Consider the following 6,595-nt stretch of genomic DNA (forward strand, 5'->3'; position numbering starts at 1 on the left):
GGCTCCCCAGACTGGACTCGAACCAGTGACATACGGATTAACAGTCCGCCGTTCTACCAACTGAACTACAGGGGAATCGTTTAAGCTGCGTCTCGTTGAAGACGGAGCGCATATTAAATCGCTCTTACAATTGAGTCAACTCGACAAGAGAAAAAAAGTGAAATTATATGCTTAAGTGCTCACCTAGTGTGCATTGTGATGACGAATGCAGCATTTTTGTTAATATGTGAGCAGCCAGAATGCAAGCCTATGAGTTAATCGCAGTTTTCGATTGGCAAAACTCTTGATTGAATATTCAAATTGTCGTGTTCGACAACTGATAGATTACAAATGTAGGAAACTTACAGCATATCGCTTTATATCACCTAAGCCTGATTAAGCGTCTAAACCCATACAGAGACTAGTGTTGCGAGAGTTATCCACTAAATCTGTGGATAAGCCTGTGGGTTAAGTGAAAAAATCAACGGGAAATGCCTATGGATAGGGCGTTGAGGTTAAAATGAGCTTATTTCGTGTTTGTTTTTTTTAACCAATAAAAACAATGTGATGAAAAAAGCAACAGTTAGTTTGTTGAGGTTTGAAAGTTGTTGCTGAGTTGTAACTTTACTGTAGGGTGCCGTTGTGAATTAAAAGGCCTGTTTTACTGGTCTTGACGCTAACGTCAGCGCTTTTACCTGTATTTTTGAGCTGTTACAAAGTTTCATGTCGCTATATTAAACGAATAAAGCTACGAGCAAAAAACAATCTATAAAGTTCAGCAGACCGTGGGCAATTTAGGGTAAAATATCTGCTCATTTTTCGAGGGAAGTATCTGAGTGTCAGAATCTGTATTTCAATTAGAGTCCATGTATAAGCCAGCAGGCGATCAGCCTACGGCTATTAAACAGCTTGTTGATGGATTGGAGTCCGGCGTTGCTTGCCAGACATTACTAGGTGTTACGGGCTCAGGTAAGACGTTTACTATTGCAAACGTTATCGAACAAACATCGCGCCCTACTATCATTATGGCGCCTAACAAGACGCTTGCGGCTCAGCTTTATGGCGAGATGAAAGAGTTCTTCCCCCATAACGCTGTCGAGTACTTTGTGTCTTACTACGATTACTATCAGCCTGAAGCATACGTGCCATCGACTGGTACCTTCATCGAAAAAGATGCATCAGTTAATGCGCATATTGAGCAGATGCGTCTGTCAGCGACTAAAGCACTGTTAGAGCGCAAAGACGTTGTTCTTATCGCCTCCGTTTCCGCCATTTACGGTTTGGGCGATCCTAAAGCTTATATGAAGATGCTGTTACACCTTCGAGAGGGGGCGATTATTGAGCAGCGCGAAATCTTAAAGCGCCTAAGTGAGCTGCAATATACTCGCAATGACATTGAGTTGCAGCGTGGTACGTATCGCGTTAGAGGGGAAGTTATTGACATTTTCCCCGCCGACTCGGATAAGAATGCCATCAGAATTGAGCTTTTTGATGATGAGATTGAACGCCTAAGTCTGTTTGATCCGTTAACGGGCCAAATCGTTAAACGCATTGCGCGAATTACGGTTTATCCTAAAAGTCATTATGTTACGCCTCGAGAGTCTATTATTGCTGCAACGGACCATATCAAAGAAGAGTTAAGGGATCGCAAGAAGCAGTTGCTTGATTTGAACAAGCTAATTGAAGAGCAGCGAATTACCGAACGGGTTCAATACGACATAGAGATGATGACCGAACTTGGCTATTGCTCGGGGATAGAAAACTACTCTCGTTACCTATCGGGTCGCGCCCCCGGCGATGGACCACCAACCTTGTTAGATTATCTGCCGGATGACGGATTACTGATCATCGATGAGTCTCACGTGACGGTGCCGCAAATTGGCGCCATGTACAAAGGCGATCGTTCGCGCAAGATGAACTTAGTCGAATATGGTTTTCGATTGCCTTCAGCGTTAGATAATCGCCCGCTAAAGTTTGAAGAGTTTGAAGCGTTAATGCCGCAAAGCATTTTTGTCTCTGCGACCCCTAGCGATTATGAAATCAATAAGTCGGATGGTGAAATTGCCGAACAGGTCGTTAGGCCTACTGGCTTACTCGATCCTGAAATTGAGGTGAGGCCAGTAAGTACGCAGGTAGACGATCTGTTATCAGAGATAGCTAAGCGAGTGGCGGTGAATGAACGCGTACTCGTAACCACCTTAACCAAAAGAATGTCAGAAGATTTGAGCGAATATCTCGATGAACATGGTGTAAAGGTCAGATACTTACACTCAGACATTGATACTGTTGAGCGGGTCGAGATTATTAGAGACTTACGATTAGGTGTGTTTGATGTGCTGATTGGTATTAACTTGCTTCGAGAAGGCTTAGACATGCCTGAAGTGTCTTTGGTGTGTATTCTTGATGCCGATAAAGAGGGCTTTTTGCGCTCTGAACGTTCACTTATTCAGACGATTGGCCGCGCAGCGCGTAACGTCAACGGTAAAGTGATTCTATATGGCGATCGTATTACTAAGTCGATGGGCAAGGCTATCTCGGAGACAAATCGCCGCCGCGAGATGCAGCATCAGTATAATCTTGATAATGGCATCACGCCAAGAGGTGTGGTTAAACGTATTACTGATGTAATGGATGTTGGTGATCACCAATACGTTGATAGCGAGCGTGGCGTGGCTGAAGCTGAAAATGAATACCATGTCGCTAAGCCTGCAGATATCAGCCATGATATCGATAGGCTTGAAAAGCAGATGCATGAACATGCGAAAAACTTAGAGTTTGAAGAAGCCGCTGCCATTCGAGACAAAGTGAGCCGACTCAGAGTGCAGTTTATCAAGGCATAGGCGTGTTGAATCGACTAAAGAAGAGAGCGCAAAAATGGGCTCTCTTTTTTTTACTCTGCATTTAATTGTTAGTTGAGGACTTATTTCAATTAAAGGCTTATATTTTGCTAAAGCGCTGGTATGCCATTAGCGCTGCAACACTGACAAGCCCACTGACTAAACCAACTAAATGTGCTTCGGTTGCCACTCTAGCATCGATAAGCTGGCTCATCTCAATGCTGGCACCAAAGAATTGTTCATAGCCAACTTTAATGATTACCCCACTAAGCAATAGGTAGCCGGATTTCAAACCTTGGCGAATATCCATCACCGCACCAAAGGTAAATAAGCCATGCAACATACCGCTTAAACCAACATAGCCAATAAGTGTAGGGTAAAACACGAGTAGTCCTAGCCCTTGCATGAGGCATAAACTACAAAACAATAAGCCGAGTGTTTTCGCGCGATAATGCTGTTCATGTAAAGCTATGATCACCCAAAAACCGGCGAGGTTCATGTACAGATGCCACGCGTTGGTATGCAGTAAGTTTCCTGTCAATAAACGCCACCACTGGCCATCGACAATTAAATATCTTTGGTAGGCGAGTTGTGGCTCAAGGTGCAGATAAAAAAGACTAATACAGAGAATCGTTATGATAATTGCAAAAGAGTAGGGACTGTTCGCCCCTAATTTTAGCTTTGGCATTTGGCCGTGAGTCTTGCTTGTATCGCATCTTTGTCTGCAAGATACTCTTCAAGGCCTCGCTTTCTTAATAAACACGCAGGGCAAGTACCACAACCATCTCCCTTAATGCCGTTGTAACAGGTTAAGGTTTCATTGCGCACCAGCTCCAAGCTATCGAACTTATCAGCCAGTGCCCATGTCTCAGCTTTGTCTAACCACATTAATGGAGTCTGGATGGTAAGCTTTTTATCCATGCCTTGCTCAAGCGCATTTTGCATCGCTTTTACAAAATCGTTGCGGCAATCTGGGTAGCCTGAAAAATCGGTTTCACATACGCCTGTGATGACAGTATCTGCCCCAAGTTGGTAAGCGTAAATGCCCGCAAGGGTAAGAAATAGAATGTTTCTGCCTGGCACAAAGGTATTAGGAAGGCCATTTTCCATCAACTCGTTAGACACTGGAATTGCGTCACGAGTGAGTGCCGAAATAGCCAATTCGTTCAACAAGGTCACATCCATCACTTTGTGGCTAGCAAGTGTGAGTTTGTCGGCTAACTCTTTGGCGATTTCAATTTCTTCTCTATGCCGCTGCCCATAATCGAATGTGATGCCGTGAACTTCATCAAATTGTTGGAGGGCCTGAATAAGGCAGGTTGTCGAATCTTGACCACCACTAAAAACTACAACGGCTTTTGACATAATTAACTTTTAATCTTGTAATAAATAAGACCTATTAGTTTAGCGCAGCCGTGAAAGGTTTTAAACTACTTGCGACTCATCAAAAAATCCTCTATAACTGCGGCCCGGTTAACCAAGAGGCAAGATAATGAAATATCCAGTTAATGAAGTATTTGAAACAATTCAAGGCGAGGGGACTTTTACCGGCGTTCCGGCTATATTTGTTAGACTTCAGGGCTGTCCTGTTGGTTGCGCTTGGTGTGACACTAAGCAGACGTGGGAACTGCTTGAGGCAAACCGTGTTGCTCCAGAATTAGTGATTCAAGTCGATGGCACTATAGGACGTTGGGCAGAGCTAACGGCTGAAGAATTGGTTACCGCTTTTAAAGATAAAGGCTTTAATGCGAAACATGTCGTCATTACAGGTGGTGAGCCTTGTTTGTATGACTTAAGTGAGTTAACTCAGTGTCTCCATCATCATGGCTATCAAACTCAAATTGAAACCAGTGGCACGTTTGATGTCATTTGTGATGTTAATACGTGGGTGACCGTATCGCCAAAGATCAATATGAAAGGCGGTTATAAAGTACTTGCCCAAGCGTTAAACCGAGCGAATGAGATTAAACACCCGATAGCAACTCAAAATCATATTGATGAGCTTGATGAGTTATTAGTCGGTATCGACTTAACTGATAAGACGGTTTGTTTGCAGCCCATTAGCCAAAAGCCCCGCGCGACAGAATTGGCAATGAAGACCTGTATCGAACGTAACTGGCGCTTATCAATTCAGACTCACAAATATCTAAATATTGATTAGCTGAACTGAACAGATTTAAGAAGAAATAGTTAAGTAAAAAGCCCTTGAGTATTGATGACTCAAGGGCTTTTTTACATTAATCTTTGTGGTTTTACATTATGAACCCAATTAGAGCGTGCTCGGACAGGTTAATATGCTTGTTTCGCTAAAGTGCTCTAATGCATCGTTATATGGCGTAAGGTCGCCGATATTATTTTCAATCCACTGTGCATCGTAATAGGTGTCTAAATAGCGCTCACCTGAATCGCAGATCAGAGTCACTATCGAGCCGGTTTCTCCCTTTGCAGCCATTTCGCTAGCAAGTTGTAATACGCCATACAAATTAGTACCGGTAGAAGGTCCCGTTTTGCGGCCGATAATCTTTTCAAGCCAATTAATGGTGGCAAGTGATGCAGGATCTGGGATCTTACGCATCTCATCAACCACACCCGGAATAAATGACGGTTCGGCGCGCGGCCTACCTATGCCTTCAATCTTACTCGCATTACAGCAGCGGATAGTCTTGTCACCGGTCTTGAAATAATCGAAGAATACCGAGTGTTCAGGGTCGACCACACATAACTTAGTGTTAAGTCGCTGATAGCGAATGTAACGACCAATCGTTGCTGAAGTGCCACCTGTGCCTGGGCTCATTACAATCCAAGTGGGGATTGAATGCTGCTCTTTTTCCATCTGGTTAAAGATTGAATTAGCGATGTTGTTGTTACCGCGCCAATCCGTTGCGCGTTCAGCATAGGTAAATTGATCCATATAATGGCCATCTAACTTCTGTGCTAAGCGCTCTGACTCGGCATAAATTTTACTTGAGTGATCTACAAAATGACACTGACCGCCGTAAAACTCGATCTGCTGGATTTTCTTTTTCGCTGTGGTACTTGGCATTACGGCAATAAATGGCAGTCCAAGTAACCGGGCGAAGTAGGCTTCTGAAACGGCAGTGCTACCCGATGATGACTCAATAACAGTCGTGCCTTCCTTTATCCACCCATTACAGAGTGCATACAGAAATAATGAACGAGCAAGGCGATGTTTTAAGCTTCCGGTAGGATGGGTACTTTCATCTTTTAGGTAAATATCAATACCAACTAGATTAGGAGTCTCTAGCTTAATTAAATGTGTATCTGCACTTCGTTGAAAGTCAGCTTCAATTTTTTCGATTGCTTGATTTACCCAAGAATTAGTCACTTGTTTGCCTCTGGTTTACACAATGACTTTAAATCATAGAGAAAAGCCCGCTAGATTGGTAGTGAAAAACGCATAAGGATTGGCTTGTTAGTATAATGTAAACGGCTGATTAGCTAAAGAATTGCTTGAGTTGAATGCGCTTTAAGAGTTTGGTGTGAAGACGGTTTATAAAAGCTTGTGCATGCTTCGGATTCATGTTTTATAAAAAGCGAATAACCACAATTAAAGGCATGTATCTAAATTTTATAGGAAGTTGAAAACTGCTGATGCGCAGTGAAGAGACTGAACTTAAACCAGATATGGATTTAGACTGTACAGAGAAATGACCGAACTGATATCAGAATGAGCATAAGAAGTGGTGGAGGGAGAAGGATTCGAACCTTCGAAGGCTGAGCCGTCAGATTTACAGTCTGATCCCTTTGGCCACTCGGGA

Annotated in this window: 5 protein-coding genes and 1 tRNA gene; 2 read left to right on the forward strand and 4 right to left on the reverse strand. The window is 43.2% G+C overall.

Features of this window, described 5'->3' with window-relative positions; genetic code table 11:
* Window positions 1–2 precede the first annotated feature (2 nt).
* Window positions 3–75 (reverse strand) — tRNA-Asn (locus tag ACVBIL_RS20330).
* Window positions 76–815: 740 nt separating this feature from the next.
* Here ACVBIL_RS20330 and uvrB point away from each other — a divergent pair.
* Entirely contained in the window at window positions 816–2,819 is a 2,004-nt protein-coding gene (uvrB, locus tag ACVBIL_RS20335; protein WP_447168754.1) for an excinuclease ABC subunit UvrB, read from the forward strand.
* 97 nt (window positions 2,820–2,916) lie between these two features.
* Here uvrB and rrtA read toward each other — a convergent pair whose 3' ends face one another.
* Both rrtA and queC read right to left on the reverse strand, forming a co-directional pair.
* Window positions 2,917–3,504, reverse strand: coding sequence for a rhombosortase (gene rrtA / locus ACVBIL_RS20340; protein WP_447168755.1), 588 nt, complete (start codon window positions 3,502–3,504; stop codon window positions 2,917–2,919).
* Window positions 3,492–4,181, reverse strand: a complete 690-nt coding sequence (queC, locus tag ACVBIL_RS20345; RefSeq protein ID WP_447168756.1) for a 7-cyano-7-deazaguanine synthase QueC — start codon at window positions 4,179–4,181, stop codon at window positions 3,492–3,494. Before queC ends, rrtA begins: the two co-directional genes overlap by 13 nt.
* 127 nt (window positions 4,182–4,308) lie before the next feature.
* Between queC and queE the strand changes: the two genes are divergently transcribed.
* The gene (queE, locus tag ACVBIL_RS20350; RefSeq protein ID WP_447168757.1) at window positions 4,309–4,977 is read left to right on the forward strand and encodes a 7-carboxy-7-deazaguanine synthase QueE; all 669 of its coding nucleotides are present in this window, start codon (window positions 4,309–4,311) and stop codon (window positions 4,975–4,977) included.
* 108 nt (window positions 4,978–5,085) lie between these two features.
* On the opposite strand, the gene ACVBIL_RS20355 is transcribed toward queE, so the two are convergent.
* Window positions 5,086–6,162, reverse strand: coding sequence for a PLP-dependent cysteine synthase family protein (locus tag ACVBIL_RS20355; protein ID WP_447168758.1), 1,077 nt, complete (start codon window positions 6,160–6,162; stop codon window positions 5,086–5,088).
* Window positions 6,163–6,595 lie beyond the last annotated feature (433 nt).

The organism is Shewanella sp. 125m-7 (genome assembly GCF_052977045.1).

Excerpts from the sequence above, each read along its gene's own strand:
- rrtA (WP_447168755.1), bottom strand. The coding sequence starts at position 3,504 with ATGCCAAAGCTAAAATTAGGGGCGAACAGTCCCTACTCTTTTGCAATT.
- queC (WP_447168756.1), bottom strand. The coding sequence starts at position 4,181 with ATGTCAAAAGCCGTTGTAGTTTTTAGTGGTGGTCAAGATTCGACAACC.
- queE (WP_447168757.1), top strand. The coding sequence starts at position 4,309 with ATGAAATATCCAGTTAATGAAGTATTTGAAACAATTCAAGGCGAGGGG.